The sequence below is a fragment of the Streptomyces sp. NRRL S-340 genome (genome assembly GCF_000720185.1).
Taxonomy (GTDB): domain Bacteria; phylum Actinomycetota; class Actinomycetes; order Streptomycetales; family Streptomycetaceae; genus Streptomyces.
In genome coordinates, this window is sequence record NZ_JOIY01000004.1 from 45963 (window position 1) to 72739 (window position 26777).

25 protein-coding genes and 1 pseudogene are annotated in these 26777 nt (G+C 71.9%); 12 read left to right on the forward strand and 14 right to left on the reverse strand.

Annotated features, from left to right (window positions below; all coding sequences use genetic code 11):
* Positions 1–39 precede the first annotated feature (39 nt).
* The 4 genes from IG64_RS03440 to IG64_RS03455 all read left to right on the forward strand — a co-directional run bounded on the left by IG64_RS03440 (position 40) and on the right by IG64_RS03455 (position 4286).
* Positions 40–1134 carry an ATP-binding cassette domain-containing protein gene (locus IG64_RS03440; RefSeq protein WP_078883766.1) on the forward strand — a complete coding sequence of 365 codons (1095 nt, stop codon included), beginning with the start codon at positions 40–42 and terminating at the stop codon, positions 1132–1134.
* Positions 1135–1137: 3 nt separating this feature from the next.
* Positions 1138–1908, forward strand: a complete 771-nt coding sequence (locus IG64_RS03445; protein ID WP_037851757.1) for an ABC transporter permease — start codon at positions 1138–1140, stop codon at positions 1906–1908.
* 321 nt (positions 1909–2229) lie between these two features.
* Complete coding sequence (locus tag IG64_RS03450; RefSeq protein ID WP_037851760.1) at positions 2230–3408, forward strand: ABC transporter ATP-binding protein; 1179 nt, start codon at positions 2230–2232, stop codon at positions 3406–3408.
* A complete protein-coding gene (locus IG64_RS03455; protein WP_037851763.1) occupies positions 3405–4286 on the forward strand; it encodes an ABC transporter permease in 882 nt (293 codons plus the stop codon). The genes IG64_RS03450 and IG64_RS03455 overlap by 4 nt, the downstream gene beginning before the upstream one ends.
* Positions 4287–4355: 69 nt before the next feature.
* Here IG64_RS03455 and IG64_RS03460 read toward each other — a convergent pair whose 3' ends face one another.
* Positions 4356–4688 (reverse strand): hypothetical protein, encoded by a 333-nt coding sequence (locus IG64_RS03460; RefSeq protein ID WP_037851765.1) that lies wholly within the window; start codon positions 4686–4688, stop codon positions 4356–4358.
* Between the two features lie 233 nt (positions 4689–4921).
* On the opposite strand from IG64_RS03460, the gene IG64_RS03465 reads away from it, so the two are divergent.
* Positions 4922–5950: an LLM class flavin-dependent oxidoreductase gene (locus tag IG64_RS03465; protein WP_037851768.1), complete on the forward strand. Its 1029-nt coding sequence runs from the start codon at positions 4922–4924 to the stop codon at positions 5948–5950.
* Between the two features lie 162 nt (positions 5951–6112).
* On the opposite strand, the gene IG64_RS03470 is transcribed toward IG64_RS03465, so the two are convergent.
* Positions 6113–6505, reverse strand: a complete 393-nt coding sequence (locus IG64_RS03470; protein ID WP_037851771.1) for an SCO5389 family protein — start codon at positions 6503–6505, stop codon at positions 6113–6115.
* A gap of 299 nt (positions 6506–6804) precedes the next feature.
* Between IG64_RS03470 and nucS the strand changes: the two genes are divergently transcribed.
* Complete coding sequence (gene nucS, locus IG64_RS03475) at positions 6805–7476, forward strand: endonuclease NucS (protein ID WP_037851774.1); 672 nt, start codon at positions 6805–6807, stop codon at positions 7474–7476.
* A 189-nt stretch (positions 7477–7665) separates the two neighbouring features.
* On the opposite strand, the gene IG64_RS03480 is transcribed toward nucS, so the two are convergent.
* The 4 genes from IG64_RS03480 to IG64_RS03495 form a co-directional block, all read right to left on the reverse strand.
* Entirely contained in the window at positions 7666–10323 is a 2658-nt protein-coding gene (locus IG64_RS03480) for an ATP-binding protein (protein ID WP_037851777.1), read from the reverse strand.
* A 354-nt stretch (positions 10324–10677) separates the two neighbouring features.
* Positions 10678–11001: an STAS domain-containing protein gene (locus IG64_RS03485; RefSeq protein WP_037851779.1), complete on the reverse strand. Its 324-nt coding sequence runs from the start codon at positions 10999–11001 to the stop codon at positions 10678–10680.
* Between the two features lie 148 nt (positions 11002–11149).
* Positions 11150–11998: a 3-hydroxyacyl-CoA dehydrogenase family protein gene (locus tag IG64_RS03490; protein ID WP_037851782.1), complete on the reverse strand. Its 849-nt coding sequence runs from the start codon at positions 11996–11998 to the stop codon at positions 11150–11152.
* Positions 11999–12245: 247 nt separating this feature from the next.
* A complete protein-coding gene (locus IG64_RS03495) occupies positions 12246–12887 on the reverse strand; it encodes a TetR/AcrR family transcriptional regulator (protein ID WP_037851784.1) in 642 nt (213 codons plus the stop codon).
* Between the two features lie 91 nt (positions 12888–12978).
* Here IG64_RS03495 and IG64_RS03500 point away from each other — a divergent pair, with 91 nt between their 5' ends.
* The 3 genes from IG64_RS03500 to IG64_RS03510 are packed head-to-tail and all read left to right on the forward strand — an operon-like array spanning position 12979 to position 15149.
* Entirely contained in the window at positions 12979–13770 is a 792-nt protein-coding gene (locus IG64_RS03500) for an ABC transporter ATP-binding protein (RefSeq protein ID WP_037851786.1), read from the forward strand.
* 43 nt (positions 13771–13813) lie between these two features.
* Positions 13814–14563: an ABC transporter permease gene (locus tag IG64_RS03505; RefSeq protein ID WP_037851789.1), complete on the forward strand. Its 750-nt coding sequence runs from the start codon at positions 13814–13816 to the stop codon at positions 14561–14563.
* Positions 14564–14576: 13 nt separating this feature from the next.
* Positions 14577–15149: a cob(I)yrinic acid a,c-diamide adenosyltransferase gene (locus IG64_RS03510; RefSeq protein WP_037851792.1), complete on the forward strand. Its 573-nt coding sequence runs from the start codon at positions 14577–14579 to the stop codon at positions 15147–15149.
* Here IG64_RS03510 and IG64_RS03515 read toward each other — a convergent pair.
* Positions 15082–15777 carry a hypothetical protein gene (locus IG64_RS03515; RefSeq protein WP_037851795.1) on the reverse strand — a complete coding sequence of 232 codons (696 nt, stop codon included), beginning with the start codon at positions 15775–15777 and terminating at the stop codon, positions 15082–15084. The two genes, IG64_RS03510 and IG64_RS03515, sit on opposite strands and share 68 nt — an antisense overlap.
* Positions 15778–15927: 150 nt before the next feature.
* Between IG64_RS03515 and IG64_RS03520 the strand changes: the two are divergent.
* The 3 genes and pseudogenes from IG64_RS03520 to IG64_RS03530 all read left to right on the forward strand — a co-directional run.
* Positions 15928–17100: pseudogene (locus IG64_RS03520) on the forward strand (sensor histidine kinase); the annotation flags it as partial.
* 317 nt (positions 17101–17417) lie between these two features.
* The gene (locus tag IG64_RS03525) at positions 17418–18059 is read left to right on the forward strand and encodes a response regulator (RefSeq protein WP_037851798.1); all 642 of its coding nucleotides are present in this window, start codon (positions 17418–17420) and stop codon (positions 18057–18059) included.
* A 125-nt stretch (positions 18060–18184) separates the two neighbouring features.
* On the forward strand, positions 18185–20020 hold the full coding sequence (locus IG64_RS03530) for a glycoside hydrolase family 18 chitinase (RefSeq protein ID WP_037851801.1): 1836 nt from the start codon (positions 18185–18187) through the stop codon (positions 20018–20020).
* 179 nt (positions 20021–20199) lie between these two features.
* Here the strand turns inward: IG64_RS03530 and IG64_RS03535 are convergent, their stop codons facing one another.
* The 7 genes from IG64_RS03535 to IG64_RS03565 all read right to left on the reverse strand — a co-directional run bounded on the left by IG64_RS03535 (position 20200) and on the right by IG64_RS03565 (position 26762).
* Positions 20200–20646, reverse strand: coding sequence for a DUF2550 domain-containing protein (locus IG64_RS03535; RefSeq protein WP_037851804.1), 447 nt, complete (start codon positions 20644–20646; stop codon positions 20200–20202).
* Between the two features lie 131 nt (positions 20647–20777).
* Positions 20778–21155 carry a F0F1 ATP synthase subunit epsilon gene (locus tag IG64_RS03540; protein WP_018571462.1) on the reverse strand — a complete coding sequence of 126 codons (378 nt, stop codon included), beginning with the start codon at positions 21153–21155 and terminating at the stop codon, positions 20778–20780.
* Between the two features lie 115 nt (positions 21156–21270).
* On the reverse strand, positions 21271–22707 hold the full coding sequence (gene atpD / locus IG64_RS03545; RefSeq protein ID WP_037851809.1) for a F0F1 ATP synthase subunit beta: 1437 nt from the start codon (positions 22705–22707) through the stop codon (positions 21271–21273).
* Positions 22707–23624 (reverse strand): F0F1 ATP synthase subunit gamma, encoded by a 918-nt coding sequence (locus tag IG64_RS03550; RefSeq protein WP_037851811.1) that lies wholly within the window; start codon positions 23622–23624, stop codon positions 22707–22709. Before IG64_RS03550 ends, atpD begins: the two co-directional genes overlap by 1 nt.
* A 21-nt stretch (positions 23625–23645) precedes the next feature.
* On the reverse strand, positions 23646–25238 hold the full coding sequence (gene atpA, locus IG64_RS03555; protein ID WP_037851814.1) for a F0F1 ATP synthase subunit alpha: 1593 nt from the start codon (positions 25236–25238) through the stop codon (positions 23646–23648).
* Positions 25239–25380: 142 nt separating this feature from the next.
* Complete coding sequence (locus IG64_RS03560; protein ID WP_037851816.1) at positions 25381–26202, reverse strand: F0F1 ATP synthase subunit delta; 822 nt, start codon at positions 26200–26202, stop codon at positions 25381–25383.
* Positions 26199–26762, reverse strand: a complete 564-nt coding sequence (locus tag IG64_RS03565) for a F0F1 ATP synthase subunit B (protein WP_037851818.1) — start codon at positions 26760–26762, stop codon at positions 26199–26201. The genes IG64_RS03560 and IG64_RS03565 overlap by 4 nt, the downstream gene beginning before the upstream one ends.
* Positions 26763–26777: the final 15 nt, after the last annotated feature.

Genomic DNA, 26777 nt, shown 5'->3' on the forward strand with positions numbered 1-26777 from the left:
CCGGTGGCGCGGGGCCCGGTGCGCCCTTAGCGTGGCCGCATGATCGAGCTGGCGGGGCTGACCAAGCGCTACGGCGAGAAAGTGGCGGTAGACGACCTCACCTTCACGGTGCGACCGGGCATCGTCACCGGATTCCTGGGGCCCAACGGCGCCGGGAAGTCCACGACCATGCGGATGATCCTGGGCCTGGACCACCCGACCGGCGGGTACGTGCGCATCGACGGCCGGCACTACCACGAGCTGAAGGACCCGCTGACGTACATCGGTGCCCTGCTGGACGCCAAGGCCGTGCACGGCGGGCGCAGCGCGTACCACCACCTGCTGTGTCTGGCGCAGAGCAACGGCATTCCCACCGCCCGGGTGCACGAGGTGCTGGAGACGGTGGGTCTGACGGCGGTCGCCCGGAAGAAGGCTAAGGGCTTCTCGCTCGGCATGAGCCAGCGGCTGGGCATCGCGGGCGCGCTGCTGGGCGATCCGCGGATCCTGATGTTCGACGAGCCGGTCAACGGGCTCGACCCCGAGGGCATCCACTGGATCCGCAGTCTGATGCAGTCGCTGGCCGCGCAGGGCCGTACGGTCTTCGTCTCCTCGCACCTGATGAGCGAGATGGCGCTGACCGCCGGCCATCTCGTGGTCATCGGGCAGGGGCGGCTGCTCGCGGACACCTCCATGGCCGACTTCATCGAGCGCAACGCGCGCTCCCGCGTCCGGGTCCGCACGCCCGACCGCGAGCGGCTGCTGGACGCGCTGCACGGCGCCGGGATCCAGGCCGTGGAGAGCGGGGACGGGGCGCTGGAGGTGGACGGCGGCAGGTCCGAGGAGATCGGCGAGCTGGCCGCGCGCCACCAGGTGGTGCTGCACGAGCTGAGCACCCGGCAGTCCTCCCTGGAGGAGGCGTTCATGCGGCTGACCGCGTCCTCGGTGGAGTACCACGCGCACGCGGAGCCGGCCGAGCGGCGGTGGGGCGCGGACTGGGGCGGCCGGACGGCGGTGGAACAGGCCGGGCCGGGACCGGGATCCGGGCCGGGAGCAGGACCGCATGCAGGACCGCATGCCGGACCGGAGGCGGGGCCGGGAGCGGGGCCGTACGCGGGGCCGGGAGAGAGCGCGGCGCGGACGACGGTGGAGGGCTGAGGCATGGCGGCGACCCAGATCATCCGTTCGGAGTGGACCAAGATCCGGTCGGTGGCGTCGACGGTGTGGACGCTGTCCCTGGCGGCGGTGGTCACCGTCGCCCTCGGCATGCTGATCTCGGCCCTGACCAGGAACGAGTTCGGGAACATGCCCGCCCGGGAGCGGCTCTCCTTCGACCCCACCTTCAGCAGCTTCGCGGGCATGACCCTCGGCCAGCTGGCGATGATCGTCTTCGGGGTCCTGGTGGTGTCCAACGAGTACAGCACCGGCATGATCCGCACCTCACTGGCCGCGGTCCCCCGGCGCGGGACCTTCCTGGCGAGCAAGGTGGCCGTCGCGGCCGCCCTGGCCCTGCTCGTCGGCATGGCCACCAGTTTCGCCGCCTTCTTCCTCGGGCAGGCGATGCTCGGCTCGCTGCGGACCTCGCTGGACGCGCCGGGTGTGCTGCGCGCGGTCATCGGCGGCGGCCTCTACATGACCCTGATCGCCGTGTTCTCGATGGCCGTGGCCGTGATGCTGCGCTCGCCGATGCTGTCGCTGGGCATCCTGATGCCGTTCTTCTTCCTGATCTCCAACATCCTCGGCAACGTCTCGGTGACGAAGAAGATCGGCCAGTACCTGCCCGACCAGGCGGGCAGCCGCATCCTGCGGGTGATCCCCCGGGTCGGCGACGACACCCCCTACGGCCCGTGGGGCGGCCTCGGCATCATGACGCTGTGGGTGATCGCGGCGCTCGCGGCCGCCTACGCGCTTCTGCGCAAGCGGGACGCCTGAGTACATACCGCCGCAGATCATGCGGTACCGGGCCTCCATGTCTTTACTTTCTTTTGGCCGGAACCGTCAGCGCCCGGATATCCTCCTAAGAGTTGCGAACAAAAGGGGAGTCCGATCAGCTCGCGGCGTCCTGTGCGTGCGATCGCAAGGCGCCGGAAGGTTCTTGTAGCGGAGCTACCAGGGCCTTCCGGCAACGCCGCGAGCGTGCGTGCCGGACGCCGCGAGCCGGGCGCCCCTTTTGTTCGCAGCTCTAAGCCTTACGGGGGCGCGTGCCCCGCTGTCCTGAACCCCGGGACGGCTACCTTCCGATGGGACCGGAGCATGATCGAGGCAGTCGGCCTGACCAAGCGCTACGGCGCCAAGACCGCCGTGAACAACCTCTCCTTCCGGGTGCGGCCCGGCGCCGTGACCGGCTTCCTCGGGCCGAACGGCTCGGGCAAGTCGACGACCATGCGGATGATCCTGGGCCTGGACAACCCCACCGCGGGCACGGTGACGATCGGCGGCTACCCCTACCGCCGGCTGCCCAACGCCCCGCGCCAGGTCGGCGCCCTGCTGGACGCCAAGGCGGTGCACGGCGGCCGCAGCGCCCGCAACCACCTGCTGTCCCTGGCCCAGTTGTCGGGCATCCCGCCCCGCCGTGTCGACGAGGTGCTGGGGGTCGTCGGTCTGCAGGAAGTGGCCCGCCGGCGTTCGAAGGGCTTCTCGCTCGGCATGGGGCAGCGGCTCGGCATCGCGGCGGCGCTGCTGGGCGACCCGCAGGTGCTGCTGTTCGACGAGCCGGTCAACGGCCTCGACCCCGAGGGCATCCTCTGGGTGCGGAACCTGATGAAGTCGCTGGCCGCCGAGGGCCGTACGGTCTTCGTCTCCTCGCACCTGATGAGCGAGATGGCGCTGACCGCCGACCATCTGATCGTGATCGGGCGCGGACAACTGCTCGCGGACATGAGCGTGACCGACTTCATCTCCGCCAACTCCGCGGACTTCGCCCGGGTCCGGACCCCCGACACCGAGCCGCAGCAGCGCGAGAAGCTGACCTCCGCGCTGACCGAGGCCGGCGGGCAGGTGCTGCCCGAGCAGAACGGCGCGCTGCGGGTGACGGGACTGACGCTGCCGCGCATCAGCGACCTCGCGCACGAGGCGGGCGTACGGCTGTGGGAGCTGTCGCCGCACCAGGCCTCGCTGGAGGAGGCGTACATGCGGATGACGCAGTCGGTGGTGGACTACCGCTCGACGACCGACGAGAAGGCCGGTCTCATGCAGCCGCTGCCGCCCGGTGCCCAGCCGCCCGTGCCGGTGCCCGGCCAGGGCCAGCCCGGCTGGTACGCCCCGCCGCCCCCGGCGGCGCAGCCCGCCGCGGGCGCCCCCGGCCCCTACGGCGCGCAGCCCCAGCCGTACGGCGCCGCGGGCGCGGGCGCGCCGAACCCGTACGCACAGGCCGCGCCCGCCGCGCCGGCCGCCCCCGCAGTAGACGTCACCAAGTCCGAGGACGCCCGATGAGCACGCCGCAGACGCCCATGCCGCAGGCCGCGCAGCCCTCCTGGGAGGCCGGGTCCGCCGCTTCGCCCGCCCCCGGTTACACCTCGCCGATCCCCGTCGTCCGTACGCATCTGGGACACGCCCTCGCCTCGGAGTGGACCAAGATCAGGTCGGTGCGCTCCACGATGTGGACGCTGGGGGTCTTCGTCCTGATCGTGGTCGGGGTCGGACTGCTGGTCGGCGTGGTGACCGTGTCCTCCTCGGCGGACGTCGCCAACGAGCCGCACCCGCTGGTGCTGGGCTTCATCGGCGTGCTGCTGGGCAGCATCTGCGTGATGACGCTCGGGGTGCTGACCACCTCGTCCGAGTACGGCACCGGCATGATCCGGACCACCATGACGGCCTGCCCGACCCGTGGCCGGGTGCTGGCGGCCAAGGCGCTGGTGTTCTTCCTGCTCACCTTCACGATCACCCTGGTGTGCACCGCGCTGGTCGCCTTCGCGCAGACGGCGATGCTCGCGAGCGACGGTCCGGTCCTGCAGCCGAGCGGCGCCGAGTGGTTCAAGGCCACGGTGGGCGTCAGCCTCTACCTGGCCCTGCTGGGCCTGCTCTCGCTGCTGATCGGCTCGATCCTGCGGCACTCGGCGGCCGGCATCACCATCATGATCGGCCTCGTGCTCGCCCCGCTGGTCATCGCGCTGTTCATGTTCGCGCGGTCGCTGGAGAAGGTGCGCACCGCCCTGTTCGAGTACTCGATCCCGAACCAGCTCAGCGTGTTCTACTCCACCTCGCTCGGCGAGTCCGGCCCCTCCGGCTGGGACCCGCTGTGGATCCTGCTGGGAGTGACCGCCGTGGTCGGCGCGGGCGCCTGGGCGCTGCTGCGGGAGCGGGACGTGTAGGACCTGCGGGGCACCCCGGCGCCGCGGGGTGCCGGCCCGCGGGGTGCCGGCCCGCGGGGTGCCGGGTCCTCAGAACCGCGGCGCGTTCCTGGACCGCTGCACCCGTGTGGTGCGGCGGTCCTTCGCGTTCCAGCAGGCCTTGTGCCAGTGCCGGCGGTCGTCCACCCCGGCGTACTCCGGCCAGGCCACCACGTGCGGGACGCCCGAGCCGATCAGCTGGTCGCACCCCGGGCAGCGGTACGTCTTGCCCTGCGCGCCGGCACCGGCGACATGGCGCACGCTCCACTCCTCGCCCTGCCATCTCTCGCTGGACTGCCAGCCTCCGTAGCGGCTCGCCACCTCGTCCTCCGCGCTCCGGCCGGACGAGCCAGGACCCTTGGGACGGTTGCGACGCGGGGACACGGGACACCTCACCGGTTCTGCGGAAGGACGGGGTCCCTCCAGCGTACGCGGCGGCGACGGGGGAACACGCGAGGAACCGGCTTCCCCGCCGAACCGCCCAAGTCACCCTCCGGAACGGTCAATTCCGCAGACAATCCGGAAATCCCTCCGCCAGGCCGTGTCCTCGGCACGTGTCGGCCGGTTATGCCCGGTGGGGGAGCGCCGCGTCGGAGCCGAGGAAGCAGGAAGAAGCGATGCGCGTAGGAAGTTTCGTGTTGGCGGCGCAGTTCCCCGGCCAGGGCCAGGGAGAAGCGCTGCACCGCGCGGTCCGTACGGCCGAGGTCAGCGAGGAGGCCGGCCTGGACGCGGTCTGGCTGGCCGAGCACCACTTCGTACCGTACGGGACGTGCCCGTCGGCCATCACCCTGGCCGCGCTGCTGCTCGGCCGCACCCGCCGCCTGCGGGTGGGGACGGCGGTGAGCGTGCTGCCCACCGCCCACCCGGTCGCGCTCGGCGAGCAGGCCGCCCTGCTGCACGTGACGAGCGGCGGCCGGTTCTCGCTGGGCGTGGGCCGGGGCGGCCCCTGGGTGGACCTGGAGGTCTTCGGGACGGGCCTGGCCGCGTACGAGACGGGGTTCCCGGAATCACTCGATCTGCTGGTGCGCTGGCTGCGCGAGCCGTCGGTGTCGGCCTGCGGCGACCGGTTCGGCTTCCGGGAGGTCGCCGTCGTGCCCCGCCCCGCCGAGGCGCTGACCGACGTCCCGGGGCCCGAGGTCGTCGTCGCCTGCACCTCCCCGGCGAGCGTCCGGCTGGCCGCCGAGCGCGGGCTGCCGATGCTGCTCGGGATGCACGTGGGCGACGAGGAGAAGGCCGAGATGATCGCGCTGTGGCAGCGCGGCGCGCGGTCCGCCGGACACCCGGACGACATGGTCCGGGACGCGGCCCATGTGTCGGCCGGGGTCTGCCAGATCGCGGACCGGCGCGCGGACGCGGAAGAGACCCTGCTGAAAGCCATGCCAGGCTGGCTGAAACAAGGACTGGACGCCCATGTCACGGTGGACGGCCGCAGCCGCCGCATGCGCGACCCGCTGGCCTACACCGAGCTGCTGTGCGGCCTGCACCCGGTGGGCACGCCGCAGCTGTGCGCCGACCGGCTCGCGGCCACCGCCGAGCGCACCGGCATCACCCGCTTCGCGCTGCTCGTCGAGGGCTCGGGCGACCTGGCCGCGACAGAGGAGAACGTACGACGCCTCGGCACCGAGGTGCTCCCCCGGCTGAGCTGATCGTGCCGGCGTCGGAAGACCTGCCGCCCCGGGCCTGAATGCACCTCCCGCGGGCGGGGCGGCAAGCCGACGACCAGGGCCTCCCCTCCGGGTCACACCGGGCTCGGGGGCCTGGCACCGCACCCCGGTCCGGCCTGATCCGGACGGAAGACCCTGCCCCCCTCAGCAGTCCCTGAGTTCCGGCGACTGGTTGAGCAGCTGACTGCGCACCGACGTGAAACGGGCCAGCCGCTCGTCGGCCGAGGCGTCCAGCGGGAACACCGCGACCCGGTGGCAGTTCTGGAAAGCCAGCCGCACACCGAAGTGCCGCTGCAGCGCGCCGCGTATGGCATCACTCGCGAGCGCACGCAGCAGCTGACCGCGTGCCTGCTCGTCCGGCGGGGGCGTCTGGTTGTCGGCGAATGCTCCGCCGTCCACCTTCAGCTGGGCCACCAGGGAGCTGATCATCTCCCACGCGTAGGGCAGGGAGGTCCGGACGCAGTCGACGAAGGCAGCTTCGTCGACCTCGCCTCGCTCGGCCTGTTCGAGTAGGGCCGGTGAGACGTCGAGCGACATGGGTTCTCCTCTCGCACCCCCGACCAGCAGGGGTTGCCGGACAGATGAGGGAGTTCGCGATACCGAACACGGTGAGTACACACTTCGCGACCTCCCGTTCCTACGGTAGGCAACGAAACGAGGCGTTACCAGGCGAACGCTCGTACCGGCTGGTCGAGTTGGGCACACTATCGGCCACGAGTGAACACGGGTGATCCAGGGAAAAATGGGGCGCTCCCCCGCGAGGCACCGGTCGGGCGCGAGCGGAGCGCGACGGGCGAATCGCGTCCGGCACGGTGCGTCGAGTAGCGTTGCCGACCATGCGTCTCGTCATCGCCCGGTGCTCCGTCGACTACGCGGGCCGGCTCACCGCCCACCTCCCGTCGGCACCCCGTCTGATCCTGGTCAAGGCCGACGGCAGCGTCTCGATCCATGCGGACGACCGTGCCTACAAGCCCCTGAACTGGATGTCGCCGCCGTGCACGCTGAAGGAGGGCACGGGCGAGGAGGAAGGCGTCTGGACCGTCGTCAACAAGGCGGGCGAGAAGCTCATCATCACGATGGAGGAGATCCTCCACGACTCCTCGCACGAACTCGGCGTGGACCCGGGGCTGATCAAGGACGGCGTGGAAGCGCACCTCCAGGAACTGCTCGCCGACCGCATCGAGACCCTCGGCGAGGGTTACACGCTCATCCGGCGCGAGTACATGACGGCCATCGGTCCGGTGGACATCCTGTGCCGGGACGGCTCCGGGCAGACCGTCGCCGTCGAGATCAAGCGGCGCGGCGAGATCGACGGGGTGGAGCAACTCACCCGCTATCTGGAGCTGTTGAACCGCGATCCGCACCTCGCCCCCGTGCGCGGCGTCTTCGCCGCGCAGGAGATCAAGCCGCAGGCCCGGGTCCTCGCGACCGACCGCGGCATCGGCTGCCAGGTGCTGGACTACGACGCCCTGCGCGGCATCGAGGACGACAAGCTGCGGCTGTTCTGAGACGGCGGCTTCGGGCTGAGGCGGCGGGCTTCGCTGAGGCTGAGGCGGCGGCTGTTGCGAGGCGGCGGGCTTCGCTGAGGCTGAGGCGGCGGCTGTTGCGAGGGGGGCGCGGCGCCGCGGGAAGGGGGCCCGGTCCGGTTTCTGTACCGGACCGGGCCCCCTTGGCACGTGCCCCGCGCGGGCCGCCGCTCAGATCACCGTGCCCCGCGGGGTGTCCGCGGCGCCGCTCTCAGGGGCGGCGGCCGAGCTGCCGGCGGATCCGGGGACGCCGGAGGGGGCGGGGCCGCCGGCCGAATCCGAGCTGGACGGGCTCAGGGTCGAGGACTCTGTCGGGTCCGGCGGGGGCGGCGTGGACGGGTCGGTCGGTGTGGACGGCGACGACGGCGCACCGGTCGGTCCGCCGGTGGGATCACCCGTGGGCTCGCTCGTCGGCCTCGTGTGCGACGGGTCGGGCGAACCCGGCGTGCCCGTCGGCCCGGACGGTGCCGACGCGCTGCTTCCGCCCTTGCCGCCGCCCGTGCCCGCCGGGGAACTGACGCCCGGCGAGGGACCGCCCGGCTGCGCGGGCGGCGTCGGGTCGTCCGACGTGCCGTAGGTGCCGTCGGGGCCCGGGTCCGTGGGACGGCTGGTCGCCCCACCGGTGTCGGCGACGGTCCCGGCGCCGGTGCCCGCACCGCCCCCGGTGCCGCCGCCGTCCTGCGGGGTGCCGGTGTCCGCGCCGCCGTCGTCGGTGCCCTGGCTCGCGGACGGGTTGCCGCCGACCTGGCCGGAGGGGTCGTCGGCGTCGTTGTGGGAGGTGGCGCCGAGCGTCACCACCGTGCCGAGGACGGCCGCGAGCAGCGCGCCCGCGCCCACCGCCACGAGGTTGCGCCGGGCGAAGTGCTTCAGACGGGCCCGGTGCCTGGCCTGGGCCGCCGGGGGCGAGGACGGGGAGGTGCCCGGGGACGTGACCGGCGCGCCCGCGGTGGAGGGCTGGTAGGTGACCAGCGTGCCGGGGGGCTCCTCGGCCGCCGCCCGGAGCGCCGGGAAGGGCACGGGGGCGGGCGGGGGCACGGGCTCCTCGCCGCGGCCGCCCGGCCACTCCTCCCCCGCCGCCTCCAGGGCCGCCGGGGCAGCGGGCGCGGTACCGGAGCGGTCCGCGACCAGGGCGAGCGCACGGCGTCCCGCGACGGTGCCGCGCCGGTCCGAGAGGGCTCCGCGCAGGCCGATGGAGGCCTCCAGTTCGGCGCGGGCCCGGTCCAGCAGGCCGCCGCAGAGGGCGAGGATGCCGAGTTCGTGGTGGAAGTAGGCCTGTTCGGCGACCTCGCCGGCCAGCCGGGAGGCCTCGGTGCCGAAACGCAGGGCGCGTTCCCAGGCGCCCCAGGCCAGCCCGGCGGCGAACGCGGGCGCGGCGGCCCGGGCGAGCCGGACGGCGGTGCTCCCCTCGTCCTCGTCCTCGCCGGGCGGCGTGGTGAGCGGCACGAGCACGGCCAGCGCGGCGAGGACGGCGTCCGCCTCGGCGGTGACCCGCTCGGGCGTCACCGAGGGGTGGCCGGCCCACCAGGCGTAGTGCCGAGCGGCCGCGCGGGCCTGCTCCTCGGCGTCCTCGGCGTATCCGGCGGCCTCCAGCTGGGTGAGCACTCCGGCGGCGAGCCGGTAGCGGCCGCCGACCGGGGAGACCAGGCCGCAGCTCGCCAGTTCCCCGAGCGCGGCGTCGGCGTGGGTGTCGCCGACCAGCGCGGGCAGGTGGGCCTGGTGGGGCACCTCGCCGCCGAGCGCGACGGCGAAGCGCAGGGTGGCGCGGGCGGAGGCGCTGAGCCGGGAGGCGAGCAGCGGGGCGGGGGCGGCTGCCTCGCCGAGCGAGGGCAGAGGGACGTCGTCACCGTCGCCGCCGCCGTCGAGGACGGTGCCGGCGGGCGGGGCGTCGGCGAAGACGCCGAACTCCTCCACGGCGCTGGTGCCGGCCCGCAGCCGGTCGCGCTGGCGCAGCAGGGCGCCGGCCTGGACGAAGCGCAGCGGCAGGCCCTCGGACTCGAACCAGAGGTCACCGGCCCAGTTGGCCTCCTCCTCGGTGAGCACCCGGCCGACGCCGCGCTCGATGAGTTCGGCCCCGGCGGCGCGGTCGAGGCCGCCGAGGAAGACCTCTTCGAGGGCGGAGTCGGTGGAGGGCGCGGGCACGTCGGGGGTGGCGGCGAGGAGGAAGGCGCACTCGGGGGTGGCGTCGAGCAGTTCGTCCAGCGCGGCGCCGCCGAACTCGAGGTCGTCGAGGACGACGACGGCGCCGATCTCACGGACGTGGTCGAGCAGTTCGTCGCGGCCGGGGCGGTGCCCAGGCGCGCTGCAGACGGCGTGGAAGAGGTCGTGCAGCAGGTCCCCGGCGGTGCGGCGGTGGCCGTTGAGACGGACGACGCCGTCGGGGGCGAGGTCCGCGCAGTCCTGGGCGACGAGGTCGAGGAGGCTGGTGCGGCCGGAGCCGCCGGGCCCGGTCAGGCGGACAGAACGGCCGCGGGCGAGCAGCCGTACCAGCCGTTCGCGTTCGTCGTGGCGCTCCAGCAGGGGCTCGGGGGACGGGGCCGGCCCGGGCGGGACGGGCGGGGTGGCGGCTCGGTCGGCGTCGGCGCGTGCGGCCGGTGTGTGCCTGGGCGGGGGGCCGGGGAGCCGCCCGGGCGGGCAGACCTCGATCTCGCTGCCGTCGACGGGGTTGACGGTGATCAGGAAGTCGCCGGTGACGAGTTGCGCCGTGCGGGCCGGTGCGGCGGCGTGCGGCGGGAAGTCGGCGGCGAGGGGTTCCCTGGGCGGGCGCCGGTCCTGCGCGTGGCCGTCGCCGTCATGGCCCATGTCCTCGGGCTCCCGGACGTTCGGGTCCATGGGTTCCATAGGTTCCAAGCCCCCCAGAGGCGTCGTGTGCTGCTGTTCCAGCCCTCCCGGCCGTGTGCCGCACTCCGCGCTGTCGCTTCTGGTCCGGGCCCGCTCGAGGGTTGCGAGGCAGCGGGCGACCGAACCCTAAACCTTCGCACAGTATCCACGACAGCCCGGGGTGCCGCCCGGCCCGAGACATCACGGTCTCGTGAGGATTGCGTGCGACGTACGGTTCCGTGCCGTCCGCCCGGGTCTTGGCGCGCGGCCTCCCGCACCGGGGCGGGAGGCCGTCGCCGGGCGGCAGGCCGTCACGGGGCGCGGAGGTCACGCCCGGGGCGCGCAGTCGCTCCCGGGGCGCGGAGGTCACACGCGGGGCAGGGACTCCACGCCGATGCCGCCCTCGATGGCGAGGATGCGGTGCAGCCGGGTGGCCACGAGCAGGCGTTGCATCTGGGCCGGCACGCCGCGCAGCACCAGCCGCCGGCCGCAGCGGCCGGCGCGCCGGTGGGCGCCCATGATCACGCCGAGGCCGGTGGCGTCCCAGGAGTCGAGCCCGGACAGGTCGAGGACCAGGTCCCCGGCGCCGTCGTCCACGGCCGAGTGCAGGACCGTACGGGCGTCCGCCGCGGTGCGGACGTCGAGGCGGCCCCCGACGACCACCTCGGCGTGGTCGCCCCTGATGTACATATGCGCTCCCCGTGAATGCGGTGGCGTGCTCCGTGTGACGGTTGACTGTGCAACGTCTGACTGCTTGTGCGGCGGTGCGGTTGCTGTCTGTGTGCGAACCGATACCGAATTCACCCCGAAGGGTGATGCCGGCGCCCCCGCGGCGGTCTCAGTGCTTGTAGAAGCCCTGCCCGCTCTTGCGCCCGATGTCACCGGCGTCAACCATCCGGCGCATCAGCTCCGGCGGGGCGAACTTCTCGTCCTGGGTCTCGGTGTAGATGTTGCCGGCGGCGTGCAGCAGGATGTCGACGCCGGTGAGGTCGGCGGTGGCGAGTGGGCCCATGGCGTGGCCGAAGCCGAGCTTGCAGGCCAGGTCGATGTCCTCGGCGGTGGCGACGCCCGACTCGTACAGCTTGGTCGCCTCGACGACGAGGGCGGTGATGAGCCGGGTGGTGACGAAGCCGGCCACGTCGCGGTTGACGACGATGCAGGTCTTGCCGACGGACTCGGCGAACTCCCGTGCGCCGGCGAGGGTTTCGTCGCTGGTCTTGTAGCCGCGGACGAGTTCGACGAGCTGCATCATCGGCACGGGCGAGAAGAAGTGCACACCGACGACACGCTCGGGGCGCTCCGTCACGGCCGCGATCTTGGTGATCGGGATGGCGGAGGTGTTGGAGGCGAGCACCGTGTCCTCGCGCACCAGCTTGTCGAGCGTGCGGAAGATCTCGTGCTTGACGTCGAGCTTCTCGAAGACGGCTTCGACGACGACGTCCGCGTCGGCGGCCGCGTCCAGGTCGGTGGTGGTGGTGATGCGGGCGAGCGCCGCCTCGGCGTCCCCGGCGGCCAGCTTGCCCTTGCTCACGAACTTGTCGTAGGAGGCCTTGATGCCGTCGGTGCCACGCCTGAGTGCCTCGTCGGTGACGTCCCGCAGGACGACGTCCCAGCCCGCCTGCGCGGAGACCTGGGCGATGCCCGATCCCATGAGACCGGCTCCGATGACGGCGAGCTTCCGTGCCACTGAGACTCCCCTATGTGAACGACCACTGGTGAACGACTGCTGGTGAACGACTGCTGGTGAACGACTGCCGAGGGACCACCGCCGGTGAACGGCCGCACAGGCGCCTGCGCGCGGCGCGCGCGGCTGTTGGACGGCTTTCACGCTCTTTGCGTATGCCTCTCGGCGGACACTAGCGCCCGCGCGGCGCTGTGTGACCGGTAAGTAACGCGCGTCACGTCTCAATTGACGGACATCACACCGGGAGGGATCACTGCGCGCCCCGGACGGCGTAGTTGAGGACCTTCTCGCTCAACAGGTCCTCCATGTCGTCGAGGAGGCCGAGCACCTCCCGGGACACCTCCTGCGGCGGGCGCTCCTTGAGCATCTCGCGTCCGACGGAGGCCATGACGGTGCCGTGCAGCCAGGCGATCTGACCGGCCATCAGGCCCGGCAGCGGATCCTCGTCCGCGGCTCCGGTCTCCTCCCGCAGCGCTTGCTCCAGGGTCGCCTGCACCTCCTGCCCGAGGGCCCAGAGCCGGGAGCGCAGTGCGGGGGCGGCCTCGATCACCCGCATGAAGGGGGCGTAGCCGGGGAACAGCCCGATGCGCGGCGAGACGGCCTCGACCTCGGCACGCAGTTCGCGCAGCACGGCCCGGGCGGCGGACTCCCCCGCGTCCCGGCCGCGCACCCAGCGGGCGAGCCGGTCGACCACCCCGCTGGAGCGGTCGAGGAAGAGGTCCTCCTTGGCGGGGAAGTAGTTGTAGACGGTGTTGACGGAGACGTTCGCCGCGTCGGCGATCTCCGCGACCGTCACGGCGTCGAAGCCGCGCTCGACGAACAGGCCCGTGGCGACGTCCGAGATGTACTGCCTGGTCTGCCGCTTCTTCCGCTCCCTGAGCCCCTCTGCCATGGAGGAATCCTAGCCTTCCCGCCGACCTTCTTGGTGCCTATGAAATTTTGGGGACGTTGCAAATTTTAAGAGTCTCTGTTTTTCTGGCGGCATGACAGCAGACGTCATCAGCGCGGCCGGACTGGCCCGCACCTTCCCGACCAGGCGCGGCCCGGTGCAGGCCGTGCGCGGCATCGACCTCACCGTCCGCGAGGGCGAGATCCTGGGCTTCCTCGGCCCCAACGGGGCGGGCAAGACCACCACCCTGCGGATGCTCACCACCCTGCTGGCCCCCACCGGCGGCACCGCCACCGTCGCGGGCTGCGACCTGGCCGGCGACCCGGTCGGCGTGCGCCTCGCCTGCGGCTACGTCGCCCAGTCCGGCGGGGTCGACGGCCAGATCACCGTGCGCGAGGAACTCGTCACCCAGGGCCGGATGTACCGGCTGCCGAAGTCCCGGGCCGTCGAGCGGGCCGCGGAACTGGCGCGCGACCTGGACCTCACCGGCCTGCTCGACCGCAAGACGTCCGCGCTCTCCGGGGGCCAGCGCCGCCGGCTGGACATCGCGATGGCCCTCACCCACCGCCCGCGCGTGCTCTTCCTGGACGAGCCGACCACGGGCCTGGACCCCGGCAGCCGCGCCGACCTGTGGGACCTGGTGCGCCGGCTGCGCGACGAACAGGGCACGACCGTCTTCCTGACCACCCACTACCTCGACGAGGCGGACGCCCTCTCCGACCGGCTGGTCATCGTCGACGGGGGCGTGGTCGTGGCGGAGGGCACCCCGGGCGCGCTCAAGCTGGAGTACGGCGGCTCGCTCGACGCCTCGCTGCAGGACACCTTCCTCGCCGTCACCGGCCGCGGCCCCTCCCCGGCCGCCGGCACCGCCCCCCTCGCCGTCTAGGCCTTCCTCGAGGACCTCAGCAGCTCTCCCCCAAGGACCCCCGATGCTCCTGCACGACACCGCCCTCATCTACGGCCGCTACCTGCGGCAGTCCCTGCGCTCGCGCTTCGCGCTGCTCTTCGGGGTGCTGACGCCCCTGCTCTACCTGCTCTTCTTCGGACCGCTGCTCACCGGTCTCCCACTGGGCGGCGGCGGCAGTTCCTGGCAGGTGCTCGTCCCCGGGCTGCTGCTCCAACTGGGGCTGTTCGGCGCCCTGTTCGCGGGCTTCGCGATCATCATCGAGAAGGGCCAGGGCGTGGTGGAGCGGATGCGGGTGACCCCCGTCAGCCGCCTCGCGCTGCTCCTGGGCCGGGTGCTGCGCGACGCCACCGTCTTCGTCTTCCAGGCGGTGCTGCTGGTGCTGGCAGCCCTCGTGATGGGGCTGCGCGCGCCGCTGGCCGGCATCCTCATCGGCTTCCTGTTCGTCGCCCTGCTCACCCTCGCGCTCGCCTCGCTGTCCTACGCGATCGCGATGAAGGTCTCCACCCCGCAGCAGTTCGGCCCGATGATCAACGCCGTGTCGATGCCGTCGATGCTGCTGTCCGGCCTGATGCTCCCGATGACCCTGGCACCGGCCTGGCTCGACGTGCTCTCGCACTTCGTCCCGTTCCGCTATCTGGTGGACGCGGTGCGCGACGCCTACGTCGGCGCGTACACCAGCACGCACATGCTGTACGGCGCCCTGGTCGCCGTCGTCTTCGCCGCGCTGGCCGTGACCGCGGGCACACGGGTCTTCCGCACGGCCGGTGCGTAACTACGCTGGTGCCATGGTCAATCTGACACGCATCTACACCAGGACCGGGGACAAGGGCACCACCGCCCTCGGCGACATGAGCCGGGTCGCCAAGACCGACCCGCGGATCTCGGCGTACGCCGACGCCAACGAGGCGAACGCCGCGATCGGCACCGCCATCGCGCTGGGCGGCCTCGACGCGGAGACGGTCAAGGTCCTCACCCGCGTGCAGAACGACCTGTTCGACGTGGGCGCGGACCTGTCCACGCCGGTGGCGGAGAACCCCGAGTTCCCCCCGCTGCGGGTCGAGCAGTTCTACGTCGACCGGCTGGAGGCGGACTGCGACCGCTTCAACGCCGAGCTGGAGAAGCTGCGCTCGTTCATCCTCCCCGGCGGCACCCCGGGCGCGGCCCTGCTGCACCAGGCCTGCACGGTCGTACGCCGGGCCGAGCGGTCCACCTGGGCCGCGCTGGAGGTGCACGGCGAGACGATGAACCCGCTCACCGCGACCTACCTCAACCGGCTCTCGGACCTCCTGTTCATCCTCGCCCGGACGGCGAACAAGGAGAACGGCGACGTGCTGTGGGTGCCGGGCGGGGAGCGCTGACCGGCGCCCCGTCCTCACCCGCCGGGTCTGCCCCCAGGCCCCCCGGGACCTGCGGGGCTCCGGGCTCCTTCGGGGGCTTCGGGGCCCCCGAGGCCTTCGGGGCCTTCTTCGGGAACACCAGGTAGGTCAGCGCGATCAGCCCGTGGATCGCGAGGATCCGCAGCGCGGTCACCTGCCAGGACCTGAGCGGAGCGGTGCCCGCGCCGTCGCAGGCGTACCAGATCGCCGCCTGGAGCAGGGCCAGGGCGACGGCCGACGCGAGCAGGGTGCGCAGCCACAGCCGGCCTTCGTGGCGGGCGCGGGCCATGCCATGGCGGGGCGGCTTCGGCGGGCGGGGCGCACCGCCGAGGCGGTGGGCGGCGTGAGCGTCCAGCCCGCGGACGGTCGCGTGCCCGTAGGCGACGGTGAAGCCGATGTAGAGGGCGGCCAGCCCGTGCTCCCAGCCCGGCTCGGCACCGTTCTTCAGGTCGACGGCGGTGGCGGCGAACAGCACCACCTCCAGCAGCGGCTCGGCCAGCAGCACCGCCACGCTCGTGCGCCGCCACCCCAGCAGGTAGCGGGTGGCCAGGCCCGCCGCCAGCAGGACCCAGAAGCCCACCTCGCAGGCGACGATCAGTCCGACGATCACGGTTGCTCCTCTCGCTCTGCTTCCAGGATCCCGGCGGTCCCGGCACCCGGCGTCGCCGGCGGTGACGAGCTTGGACTGCATCCTTCGATGTACGCGCGGACCGTCCCGGGGGACCAGGCGTCCGGCCGCCGTGCCGTGTTGGATGGACGCATGGCCCTGCGACTGCCCCGCCCGCACCGCGACGACCTGCGGATCGCGCTGGCCGGGCTGCTCGGCGGACTGCTGCTGTGGGGCATCGGCCTGGGCATGCGGACGGCCGGCGAGCCGGTCGTGCTCCAGCCCGGCCGCTGGCCCGTCCTGCTCCCGCTCGCGGTGACGGCCGGGTGCGAGGCACTGCGCCGGGTCCGGCCGCGCACGGCCCTGCTCGCCGGCACCGCCGCGGTGACCGCCGACACCCTCACCCAGGGCAACCTGGCCACCCTCGTGATGTTCACCGACCTCGTCTACGCGGGCGTCCTCTACGGTTCCCCGGCGGCCTGGGCCCGCCGTGTGCTGTGGAGCACCGGACTGCTCACGGTGGCCGCGACCGTGGTGCCGCTCGCGGTGTGGCGGGTGCCGGAGGCGCTGCTGATCGGTGCGGTCACCGGCATCGTGACGTGCGGACCGGCCGCCACCGGGTGGATCGTCCGCAACCACCGCGAGGCCGCCGAGACCGCCCGGCTGCGCGCCGAGCAGACCGCGCTGCTCGCCGAGGCGGACCGCGTCCAGGCGGTGGCCGCGGAGCGGGCGCGGATGGCGAGGGAGCTGCACGACCTGGTCGCGGGACACCTGTCGGCCATCGCCATCCACTCCACCGCGGCCCTCTCCCTCGACGACGCGGCCACGACCCGTCAGGCGCTGTCCGTGATCCGGGAGAACAGCGTCGAGGGCCTCGCGGAGATGCGGCGGCTGATCGGGATCCTGCGCGCCGGCCCGGCCGACGAGGCGCCGGCCGCGACACCCACCCTGGACGGCCTCGCCACGCTGGTCGCCTCGGCCCGCGCGGGCGGGCTGGACGTCGTCCTCGGCGCCGAGCACGGGAAGGTGCCCGCGCCGGTGGAACTGGCCGCGTACCGCATCGTGCAGGAGTCGCTGACCAACGCGCTCAAGCACGGCGGCGAGGGACGCGTGCGGGTGACCGTCCGCGAGCACGGTGCCGCCCTGCGCATCGGCGTGAGCAGCCCGTACGGTGGCCGGGACGCCCCGCGCGCGCCGGGCTCCGGCGCCGGTCTGGTGGGGATGCGGGAGCGGGCCGTGCTGCTCGGCGGCACGTTCGCCGCCGGACCCGAGGACGGGCAGTGGACGGTACGCGCCGTGCTCCCCCTCACCGCCTCCGAGTCCGCTTCTGCTTCCGCTGCCGGCACCGACTTCGGCTTCGGCTCCGACTTCGGTTCCCGCTCCGGCTTCGGCTCCGGCTGGGAGCCCGAGTCTGACTCCTGGCCCGCCGCGGGGTCCACGCCCTTGCCGGGGACCCCGCCCGGCCCGGGGTCCTGTCCGGAGTCCGGCTCCCGACCCGAACCGGAGACCGGGCCCGGGTCGGGGTCCAGGCCCGAGCCAAGGTCCAGGCCCGAGCCAAGGTCCAGGCCCGAGCCAAGGTCCAGGCCCGAGCCGGGGTCCGGGCCCGAGCCGGGGTCCGGGCCCGAGATCCGAGGAGAGTCCGCATGATCCGTGTCCTGGTCGCCGAGGACCAGACCGCCGTCCGCGCCGGGCTGGTCCTCATCCTGCGCAGCGCGCCCGACATCGAGGTGGCCGGTGAGGCGGCGGACGGCGAACGGGCGGTGGAACTGGCCCGGGAGCTGCGGCCGGACGTGGTGCTGATGGATGTGCAGATGCCCCGGCTGGACGGGGTGTCGGCGACCCGGCTGGTGGCCGGGGAGGGCCTGGCGGACGTGCTGGTGCTGACCACCTTCGACCTCGACGCGTACGTGTTCGGGGCGCTGCGGGCCGGGGCCGCCGGGTTCCTGCTCAAGGACACGGACGCGCACGGCCTGCTGGCCGCGGTGCGCACGGTGGCCCGCGGGGAGGGGCTGATCGCACCGGCCGTGACGCGGCGGCTGATCGCCGAGTTCGCGGCGCGGCCGGCCCGGGAGCCGAAGCCCGCCCCGGCCGCGCTGGAGACCCTGACCCGCAGGGAGCGCGAGGTGCTCGCGTGTCTGGGCGACGGCCTGTCCAACGCGGAGATCGCGCTCCGCCTGGAGATGGCGGAGGCCACCGTGAAGACCCACGTCAGCCGTCTGCTGGGCAAGCTGGACCTGCGCAGTCGCGTACAAGCCGCGGTGCTGGCGCAGGAGTTGGGGATCTAGGGGAAGCGGCGGTGCATTGGTCCAGACCTATTGACCTATGGTCCAGACCTTTCTACTCTCGCAGCACCGCGGGGCGTGAAGGCTCAGTCATGCCCCTGACATTCTCCCCCGACAAGGAGGCGCGCATGCGCTTCAGACACAGAGCCGCGGCGGGGCTGGCGACCCTCGTGCTCCCCCTCGCCGGAATCGTCGGAATCTCCGGCCACGCCCAGGCCGCCGCCGACGCGGCGGCCGGCGCCACCGCCACCTTCACCAAGACCGGTGACTGGGGCAGCGGCTTCGGCGGATCGTGGACCGTCAAGAACACCGGCACCTCGGCGATCAGCTCCTGGACCGTGGAGTGGGACTACCCCTCCGACACCAAGGTCACCTCCGCCTGGGACGCCACGGTCACCAACTCCGGCAACCACTGGACCGCCAAGAACGTCGGCTGGAACGGCAGCATCGCCCCCGGTGCCTCGGTCACCTTCGGCTACAACGGCACCGGCTCCGGCTCGCCCTCCGGCTGCACGCTCAACGGCGGCAGCTGCGACGGCGGCCCGAGCGTCCCCGGCGACAACCCGCCCTCCGCGCCGGGCACCCCCACCGCCTCCGGCGTCACCGACACCTCGGTGAAGCTCTCCTGGGGCGCCGCCACCGACGACAAGGGCGTCAAGAACTACGACGTCCTGCGCGACGGCAAGAAGGTCGCCACCGTCACGACCACGTCCTACACCGACAACGGTCTGACCGCGGGCACCGACTACTCCTACACCGTCCAGGCCCGCGACACCGCGGACCAGACCGGTCCGGTCAGCGGCTCGGTCGCCGTGCACACCACCGGCGGCGGCACCACCACCCCGCCCACCGGCGACAAGGTCAAGCTCGGCTACTTCACCGAGTGGGGCATCTACGGACGCAACTACAACGTCAAGAACCTCGTGACGTCCGGCTCCGCGTCCAAGATCACGCACATCAACTACGCCTTCGGCAACGTCACCGGCGGCAAGTGCGCGATCGGCGACTCCTACGCCGACTACGACAAGGCGTTCACCGCCGACCAGTCCGTCAGCGGCACCGCCGACACCTGGGACCAGCCGCTGCGCGGCAACTTCAACCAGCTGCGCGAGCTGAAGGCCAAGTACCCGAACATCAAGGTGATCTGGTCCTTCGGCGGCTGGACCTGGTCCGGCGGCTTCGGTGACGCGGCCAAGAACCCGGCGGCCTTCGCCCAGTCCTGCTACGACCTGGTGCACGACCCGCGCTGGGCCGATGTCTTCGACGGCATCGACATCGACTGGGAGTACCCGAACGCCTGCGGTCTGACCTGCGACACCAGCGGGCCGGCGGCCTTCAAGGGCCTGATGTCCGCGCTGCGCGCCAAGTTCGGCAAGGAGCTGGTCACCGCCGCCGTCACCGCGGACGGCTCGGCCGGCGGCAAGATCGACCTCACCGACTACGCGGGCGCCTCGCAGTACGTCGACTGGTACAACGTGATGACGTACGACTTCTTCGGCGCCTGGGACGCGAAGGGCCCGACGGCCCCGCACTCCCCGCTCACCTCGTACTCCGGCATCCCCAAGGACGGCTTCGACACGGCCGACGCCATGGCCAAGTTCAAGGCCCAGGGCGTGCCCGCGAAGAAGCTGCTGCTCGGCATCGGCTTCTACGGCCGCGGCTGGACCGGCGTCACCCAGGACGCCCCGGGCGGCACGGCGACCGGAGCGGCGCCCGGCACCTACGAGGCGGGCATCGAGGACTACAAGGTCCTCAAGAACAGCTGCCCCGTCACCGGCACCGTCGCCGGCACCGCGTACGCGCACTGCGGCAGCAACTGGTGGTCCTACGACACCCCGTCGACCATCAAGTCGAAGATGGCCTGGGCCAACAGCCAGGGCCTCGGCGGCGCCTTCTTCTGGGAGTTCAGCGGTGACACCAGCAACGGTGAACTGGTGAGCGCCCTCAGCAGCGGCCTGTCGTAAGGACCGACCGCGCCCCTGGGACACCGAAGCTCCCCCGGTCGGCGGACCGGGGGAGCTTCTTCATGCCCAGGAGCCACAGCCCAGGAGCCACAGCAGAGCCGGGGCCTCCCGGCCGGACGGGCCGAGGAGCACGGGGCCCGGCACCGCACCCCGCCCCGGCCCGGGCCGGACGAAAGACCCTAGGCGACGTTCACCCTCTGGCCGGGCGGTGCCGCCTCCAGCCAGGCCAGGAAACCGGTCAGCGCGTCCTCGCTCATGGCCAGCTCCACCCGCGTGCCCCGGTGCAGACAGGTGAGGATCACCGCGTCCGACAGCAGGGCGAGTTCCTCCTCGCCCTCGGGCCGCCGGCGGCCTGCCACCTCGATCGAGGACCGCTCCAGCGTGCGACGCGGACGGGGGGCGTAGGAGAAGACCCGGAACCACTCGACGCGGTCGCCGTTGTAGCGGGCCACCCCGTAGCTCCAGCCCTTGCCGCTGGTGTCCGGCTCCAGGGCCACGTCCCAGCGCAGGCTGCAGTCGAAGGTGCCGCCGGAGCGCTGGATGAGCCTGCGGCGCAGACCGAAGACGAACAGTCCCACCACCACGAGCGCGACCACGATCGAGCACACAGTCAGAGCGAGGACCATCGGCACCGACCTCCTCGTCTCCTAGGTAATGGAACGGAAAAAACACCCACATCCGCCTCAGCCGCGGCTGGTACCGGAGCGATCCGGTACCAGCCGCGGCTGAGGGGTGTCGTCTACATGGTGTCGCTGGTTCAGCGCACCGCCGTCGCCGCTCGCAGGCGGACGTCCGCGCGGCGCTCGGCGGTGGCATCGCCCTCCGCCTTCGCGCGCTCGAGTTCCCGCTCCACGCGCTGGACGTCGATCTCGTCGGAGAGTTCCGCGATCTCGGCCAGCAGCGACAGCTTGTTGTCGGCGAACGAGACGAAACCGCCGTGCACCGCGGCCACGACCGTCGCGCCTTCACTCGTACGGATGGTCACCGGGCCCGACTCCAGCACACCGAGCAGCGGCTGGTGACCGGGCATGACGCCGATGTCGCCGGACGTGGTGCGCGCGACGACCAGGGTGGCCTCGCCGGACCAGACCTGGCGGTCGGCGGCGACCAGCTCGACGTGCAGCTCAGCAGCCAAGAGTGGCTCCTCGGGTCACCACCCGGCAGGGACGCCGGGTGTTGGGGTCAATTCTAAGGGGCGTGAGTGAGGGGGCGGGACGCGCCCGCCCCCTCACCCGAACTCAGAGGCGAGTTCAGGAGACGCCCAGCTCCTTGGCGTTCTTCTTCAGGTCCTCGAGACCACCGCACATGAAGAAGGCCTGCTCCGGGAAGTGGTCGTACTCGCCGTCGCAGATCGCGTTGAAGGCCGCGATCGACTCGTCCAGCGGGACGTCCGACCCGTCGACGCCGGTGAACTGCTTGGCGACGTGGGTGTTCTGGGACAGGAAGCGCTCCACGCGACGGGCACGGTGGACGACGAGCTTGTCCTCCTCGCCCAGCTCGTCGATACCGAGGATCGCGATGATGTCCTGCAGGTCCTTGTACTTCTGCAGGATGTTCTTCACGCGCATGGCCGCGTTGTAGTGGTCCTGCGCGATGTAGCGCGGGTCCAGGATCCGGGACGTGGAGTCCAGCGGGTCCACGGCCGGGTAGATGCCCTTCTCCGAGATCGGACGGGACAGAACCGTCGTCGCGTCGAGGTGGGCGAAGGTGGTCGCCGGGGCCGGGTCGGTCAGGTCGTCGGCGGGGACGTAGATCGCCTGCATGGAGGTGATCGAGTGACCGCGGGTCGAGGTGATGCGCTCCTGGAGGAGGCCCATCTCGTCGGCCAGGTTCGGCTGGTAACCCACCGCGGACGGCATGCGGCCGAGCAGCGTGGAGACCTCGGAACCGGCCTGCGTGAAGCGGAAGATGTTGTCGATGAAGAACAGCACGTCCTGCTTCTGGACGTCGCGGAAGTACTCGGCCATGGTCAGGCCGGCCAGCGCGACGCGCAGACGGGTGCCCGGGGGCTCGTCCATCTGGCCGAAGACCAGCGCGGTCTTGTCGATGACGCCCGAGTCGGACATCTCCTCGATGAGGTCGTTGCCCTCACGGGTGCGCTCACCGACACCGGCGAACACGGAGACACCGTCGTGGTTGTTGGCAACGCGGTAGATCATCTCCTGGATGAGCACCGTCTTGCCGACGCCGGCCCCGCCGAACAGACCGATCTTGCCGCCCTTGACGTACGGGGTCAGCAGGTCGATGACCTTGACGCCGGTCTCGAACATCTCGGTCTTCGACTCGAGCTCGTCGAAGCGCGGGGCCTTGCGGTGGATGGACCAGCGCTCGCCCGAGTACTGCTCGTCGACGTTCAGCACCTCACCGAGGGTGTTGAACACCTTGCCCTTGGTGAAGTCGCCGACCGGGACGGTGATGCCGTCGCCGGTGTCGGTCACCGTGGCCTGGCGGACCAGGCCGTCGGTGGGCTGCATGGAGATGGTGCGGACCAGGCCGTCACCCAGGTGCTGGGCGACCTCCAGGGTCAGCGTCTTCTTCGCGCCCTCGTTCGCCGGGTCGGAGACCTCGACGTGCAGAGCGTTGTAGATGTCCGGCATCGCGTCGACGGGGAACTCCACGTCGACGACCGGGCCGATGACCCGCGCGACGCGGCCCGTCGCCGTGGCCGTCTCAACAGTGGTGGTCATTAGTTGTCACTCCCCGCGGTCGCGTCGGCCAGGGCACTCGCGCCACCGACGATCTCGCTGATTTCCTGGGTGATTTCGGCCTGGCGGGCCGCGTTGGCAAGACGGGAGAGCGTGTTGATCAGCTCGCCCGCGTTGTCGGTGGCCGACTTCATCGCGCGCCGCGTGGCGGCGTGCTTCGAAGCCGCCGACTGGAGCAGCGCGTTGTAGATGCGGCTCTCCACATAGCGCGGCAGCAGGGCGTCGAGGACGTCCTCCGCCGAGGGCTCGAAGTCGTACAGCGGCAGGATCTCGCCCTTGGGCGCCGCCTCCGCCGCGACCTCTTCGAGGCGCAGCGGGAGCAGCCGGGGGTCGACCGCCGTCTGCGTCATCATCGACACGAACTCGGTGTAGACGATGTGGAGTTCGTCCACACCACCCTCGGCCGTGTCCTTCTCGATCGCCTCGATCAGGGGCGCCGCGACCGTCTTGGCGTCCGCGTAGGTCGGCTCGTCGGTGAAGCCCGTGAACGACCCCGCGACCGTGCGCTCGCGGAAGTTGTAGTGGGCCACACCGCGCCGGCCGACGATGTACGTGTCGACCTGCCTGCCCTCGCGCTCCAGGCGCTCGGTCAGCTGCTCCGCCGCCTTGATGGCGTTGGAGTTGAAGGCGCCGGCCAGACCGCGGTCGCTCGTCAGGAGCAGGACCGCGGCACGGGTCGGGTTCTCCGCCTCCGTGGTGAGCGGGTGCTTGGTGTTCGAACCGGTGCCGACCGCCGTGACCGCGCGGGTCAGTTCCTGCGCGTACGGCGTGGAGGCCGCCACCTTGCGCTGCGCCTTGACGACGCGCGAGGCGGCGATCATCTCCATCGCCTTGGTGATCTTCTTGGTCGCGGTGACGGATCGGATGCGACGCTTGTAGACCCGGAGCTGGGCTCCCATGAGTCAGGTCCCTTCCTTACGTCACTTGGCGGCAGCGGCCGGAGTGTCCTCGCCGAGCAGCTTGCCGTCCGAGGTCTCGAACTGCTTCTTGAACTCGGCGACGGCGTCGTCGATCGCCTGGATCGTGTCGTTCGACATCTTGGCGCCCTCCTTGATGGAGGTCATGAGGCCCTGCTCCTTGCGGTGCAGGTACTCCAGCAGCTCCTTCTCGAAGCGGCGGATGTCGGCGACGGGCACCTCGTCCATCTTGCCGTTGGTGCCGGCCCAGACGGAGACGACCTGGTCCTCGGTGGCCATCGGCTGGTACTGGTTCTGCTTCAGCAGCTCGACCATGCGCTGGCCTCGCTCCAGCTGCGACTTGGAGGCCGCGTCCAGGTCGGAACCGAAGGCGGCGAACGCCTCCAGCTCACGGAACTGGGCGAGGTCCACGCGCAGCCGGCCGGAGACCTGGCGCATCGCCTTGTGCTGGGCGGAGCCACCGACTCGGGAGACCGAGATACCGACGTTCAGCGCGGGGCGCTGACCGGCGTTGAACAGGTCCGACTCCAGGAAGCACTGGCCGTCGGTGATGGAGATGACGTTGGTCGGGATGAACGCCGAGACGTCGTTGGCCTTGGTCTCGACGATCGGCAGACCGGTCATCGAGCCGGCGCCCATGTCGTCGGAGAGCTTGGCGCAGCGCTCCAGCAGACGCGAGTGCAGGTAGAAGACGTCACCCGGGTAGGCCTCGCGGCCCGGCGGGCGGCGCAGCAGCAGGGAGACGGCACGGTAGGCGTCGGCCTGCTTCGACAGGTCGTCGAAGATGATCAGGACGTGCTTGCCCTGGTACATCCAGTGCTGGCCGATGGCGGAACCGGTGTAGGGCGCCAGGTACTTGAAGCCGGCCGGGTCGGACGCCGGGGCGGCGACGATGGTCGTGTACTCCAGCGCGCCGTTCTCCTCCAGCGCGCGGCGGACCGACGCGATGGTGGAGCCCTTCTGGCCGATGGCGACGTAGATGCAGCGGACCTGCTTGTTCGGGTCGCCGGTGCGCCAGTTGTCGCGCTGGTTGATGATCGTGTCGACGGCCAGGGCGGTCTTGCCGGTCTGGCGGTCACCGATGATCAGCTGGCGCTGGCCGCGGCCGATCGGCGTCATGGCGTCGACGGCCTTGTAGCCGGTCTCCATCGGCTCGTGCACCGACTTGCGCTGCATGACCGTGGGGGCCTGCAGTTCGAGGGCGCGGCGGCTGTCGGTCTCGATCTCGCCGAGGCCGTCGATCGGGTTGCCGAGGGGGTCGACGACGCGGCCGAGGTAGCCCTCGCCCACGGCGACCGACAGGACCTCGCCGGTGCGGGTGACCGGCTGGCCCTCCTCGATGCCGCTGAACTCACCGAGGACGATGGCACCGATCTCGCGCTCCTCGAGGTTGAGGGCGAGGCCGAGGGTGCCGTCCTCGAACTTCAGCAGCTCGTTGGCCATGGCCGAGGGCAGGCCCTCGACCTTCGCGATGCCGTCGCCGGCAAGGGTGACCGTACCGACCTCCTCGCGCGAGGCCGCGTCCGGCTTGTACGACTGGACGAAGTTCTCCAGCGCGTCCCGGATCTCCTCCGGCCGGATCGTGAGCTCCGCCATCTGGGTTCCCTGCTCTCCTTGTTGGGCCCGAAGTTTCACTTGGGGGGGTGTTCCACGAGTTCGGGACTCCCCCCAATAAGAGGTGAATCCTCTGCACGGCCCAACCAGGGCCGTCGTGTACGTCTTGCGTGTTGAGTTGCTGCTAGCTCGCCATGCGGCGGGCGGCGTCGTCGAGCCGGTCCGCGAGCGAGCCGTTGATGATCTCGTCGCCGACCTGCACCCGGATTCCGCCGACCAGCTCGGGGTCCACGTCGAGGTTGAGGTGCATCTGGCGGCCGTAGAGCCGGCCGAGGGCGGCGCCGAGGCGCTGCTTCTGGCCGTCGCTCAGCGGGACCGCCGAGGTGACGACGGCGACCATGCGGTTGCGGCGGTCGGCGGCGAGCTTGGAGAGGGACTCCAGTCCCGCTTCCAGGCTACGTCCCCGCGGCGCGCTCACAAGGCGCGTCACCAGGCGCTCGGTGACCGGCTTGGCCCGGCCGCCGAGCAGCCGGTGCAGTAGCTCGGCCTTGGCCGAGGTGCTCGCGGCACGGTCGGTGAGCGCGGCACGCAGTTCGGTGCTGGAGGAGACGATCCGGCTGAACCGGAACAGCTCGTCCTCGACGTCGTCCAGCGTGCCGGACCGCTCCGCCGCGGTGAGGTCGGCGATGTCCGCCAGTTCCTCCAGCGCGTCGACCAGGTCCCGCGACTGCGACCAGCGCGAGCGCACCATGCCGGACACCAGGTCCGCGGTGGGGCCGCCGATCTGGCTGCCGAGCAGGCGCTGGACCAGCGCGGCCTTGGCGTCCCCGGACTGCGCCGGGTCGGTGAGGACCCGGCGCAGGCCGACCTCGCGGTGGAGCAGCGCGGTGACGGCCGCCAGCTCGTCGGCGAGCCGCGTGGCGTCGGCGGACGTGGAGTCCGTCAGCGCGTCGAGACGCTCACGTGCGGCGCTCAGAGCCTCACGGCTCGCTCCGTGCGCTGTCATCGAGCCGCCTCAGCCGTCGAAGCGGCCTCGTCGAGCCCGTCGAGGAAGCGGTCGATCACGCGGCTCTGCCGGGCGTGGTCCTCCAGGGACTCGCCGACGAGCTTGCCGGCCAGCTCGGTGGCGAGCTTGCCGACGTCCTGGCGGAGCACGGACGCGGCGGCCTTGCGGTCGGCCTCGAGCTGGGCGTGCCCGGCGGCGACGATCTCCTCGCGCTGGCGCTGGCCCTCGGCCCGCATCTCGGCGATGAGCGCGGCACCCTGCTCCTGCGCCTCCTGGCGCAGGCGCGCGGCCTCGTGCCGGGCCTCGGCGAGCTGGGCCTTGTACTGCTCGAGGACGCTCTGGGCCTCGACCTTCATGGCCTCGGCCTCTTCGATACCGCCTTCGATCGCCGCGCGGCGCTCCTCCAGAACCTTGTTGATGTTCGGCAGGAGCTTCTTCCCGAGGAAGAAGAAGACGATGGCGAAGGTGACGAGGCCGATGACCAGCTCGGGGCCGGGCGGGATGAGAGGGTTCTGCTGCTCCTCCGCCGCCAGCTGCACCAGCTGCTGTGTCAGCTGCATGTCATCAGTGCCTTT

What these genes read in the sequence shown, in the direction of transcription:
- IG64_RS03440 (WP_078883766.1), top strand. Translation starts at nt 40, where the DNA reads ATGATCGAGCTGGCGGGGCTGACCAAGCGCTACGGCGAGAAAGTGGCG.
- IG64_RS03445 (WP_037851757.1), top strand. Translation starts at nt 1,138, where the DNA reads ATGGCGGCGACCCAGATCATCCGTTCGGAGTGGACCAAGATCCGGTCG.
- IG64_RS03450 (WP_037851760.1), top strand. Translation starts at nt 2,230, where the DNA reads ATGATCGAGGCAGTCGGCCTGACCAAGCGCTACGGCGCCAAGACCGCC.
- IG64_RS03455 (WP_037851763.1), top strand. Translation starts at nt 3,405, where the DNA reads ATGAGCACGCCGCAGACGCCCATGCCGCAGGCCGCGCAGCCCTCCTGG.
- IG64_RS03465 (WP_037851768.1), top strand. Translation starts at nt 4,922, where the DNA reads ATGCGCGTAGGAAGTTTCGTGTTGGCGGCGCAGTTCCCCGGCCAGGGC.
- IG64_RS03470 (WP_037851771.1), bottom strand. Translation starts at nt 6,505, where the DNA reads ATGTCGCTCGACGTCTCACCGGCCCTACTCGAACAGGCCGAGCGAGGC.
- nucS (WP_037851774.1), top strand. Translation starts at nt 6,805, where the DNA reads ATGCGTCTCGTCATCGCCCGGTGCTCCGTCGACTACGCGGGCCGGCTC.
- IG64_RS03480 (WP_037851777.1), bottom strand. Translation starts at nt 10,323, where the DNA reads ATGGACCCGAACGTCCGGGAGCCCGAGGACATGGGCCATGACGGCGAC.
- IG64_RS03485 (WP_037851779.1), bottom strand. Translation starts at nt 11,001, where the DNA reads ATGTACATCAGGGGCGACCACGCCGAGGTGGTCGTCGGGGGCCGCCTC.
- IG64_RS03495 (WP_037851784.1), bottom strand. Translation starts at nt 12,887, where the DNA reads ATGGCAGAGGGGCTCAGGGAGCGGAAGAAGCGGCAGACCAGGCAGTAC.
- IG64_RS03500 (WP_037851786.1), top strand. Translation starts at nt 12,979, where the DNA reads ATGACAGCAGACGTCATCAGCGCGGCCGGACTGGCCCGCACCTTCCCG.
- IG64_RS03505 (WP_037851789.1), top strand. Translation starts at nt 13,814, where the DNA reads ATGCTCCTGCACGACACCGCCCTCATCTACGGCCGCTACCTGCGGCAG.
- IG64_RS03510 (WP_037851792.1), top strand. Translation starts at nt 14,577, where the DNA reads ATGGTCAATCTGACACGCATCTACACCAGGACCGGGGACAAGGGCACC.
- IG64_RS03525 (WP_037851798.1), top strand. Translation starts at nt 17,418, where the DNA reads ATGATCCGTGTCCTGGTCGCCGAGGACCAGACCGCCGTCCGCGCCGGG.
- IG64_RS03530 (WP_037851801.1), top strand. Translation starts at nt 18,185, where the DNA reads ATGCGCTTCAGACACAGAGCCGCGGCGGGGCTGGCGACCCTCGTGCTC.
- IG64_RS03535 (WP_037851804.1), bottom strand. Translation starts at nt 20,646, where the DNA reads ATGGTCCTCGCTCTGACTGTGTGCTCGATCGTGGTCGCGCTCGTGGTG.
- atpD (WP_037851809.1), bottom strand. Translation starts at nt 22,707, where the DNA reads ATGACCACCACTGTTGAGACGGCCACGGCGACGGGCCGCGTCGCGCGG.
- IG64_RS03550 (WP_037851811.1), bottom strand. Translation starts at nt 23,624, where the DNA reads ATGGGAGCCCAGCTCCGGGTCTACAAGCGTCGCATCCGATCCGTCACC.
- atpA (WP_037851814.1), bottom strand. Translation starts at nt 25,238, where the DNA reads ATGGCGGAGCTCACGATCCGGCCGGAGGAGATCCGGGACGCGCTGGAG.
- IG64_RS03560 (WP_037851816.1), bottom strand. Translation starts at nt 26,202, where the DNA reads ATGACAGCGCACGGAGCGAGCCGTGAGGCTCTGAGCGCCGCACGTGAG.
- IG64_RS03565 (WP_037851818.1), bottom strand. Translation starts at nt 26,762, where the DNA reads ATGCAGCTGACACAGCAGCTGGTGCAGCTGGCGGCGGAGGAGCAGCAG.